Origin of the sequence: Lysinibacillus zambalensis (genome assembly GCF_040183165.1) — a bacterium.
In the GTDB taxonomy this organism is placed as follows: domain Bacteria; phylum Bacillota; class Bacilli; order Bacillales_A; family Planococcaceae; genus Lysinibacillus; species Lysinibacillus zambalensis.
Map to the genome: position 1 here is coordinate 1 of NZ_JBEGDG010000111.1, position 464 is coordinate 464.

General features: G+C 47.8%; 1 rRNA gene. It reads left to right on the top strand.

The annotated features are described in order from the left end of the window. The first annotated feature begins 79 nt into the window (after positions 1–79). Positions 80–195 (top strand): 5S ribosomal RNA (rrf, locus tag ABNX05_RS26245). Positions 196–464 lie beyond the last annotated feature (269 nt).

A 464-nucleotide genomic window follows, 5' to 3' on the forward strand; every position in this document is an offset into this window, starting at 1 on the left:
GGCTTGTTCTTATGTAGTTTTACGTTTGTTCGAGAGAAGCTGACGCTGTAATACGCCGTGTTTTGGAGGTCGACAATAGTCTAGTGATGATGGCATAGAGGTCACACCCGTTCCCATACCGAACTCGGAAGTTAAGCTCTTTAGCGCCGATGGTAGTTGGGGGCTTCCCCGTGTGAGTGTAGGACGTCGCTAGGCATAATACACAGGAGGATTAGCTCAGCTGGGAGAGCACATTTGCCGCTGACGCTTCGCTTTCGCTAAGTTAAAACATTAGCCGCTGACGCTTCGCTTTCGCGCAGTTTAAACATTTTCCGCTGACGCTTCGCTTTCGCACAGTTAAAACATTTGTTGCTGTCGCTACGCTTTCGCACAGAGCAAAGCTTCGTGGAGTCACCCGGTCAGAACGAAGATCAGCTTATTTACATAGTATATGTTTTAACTAAAGTCATCCACAACTATCGGTG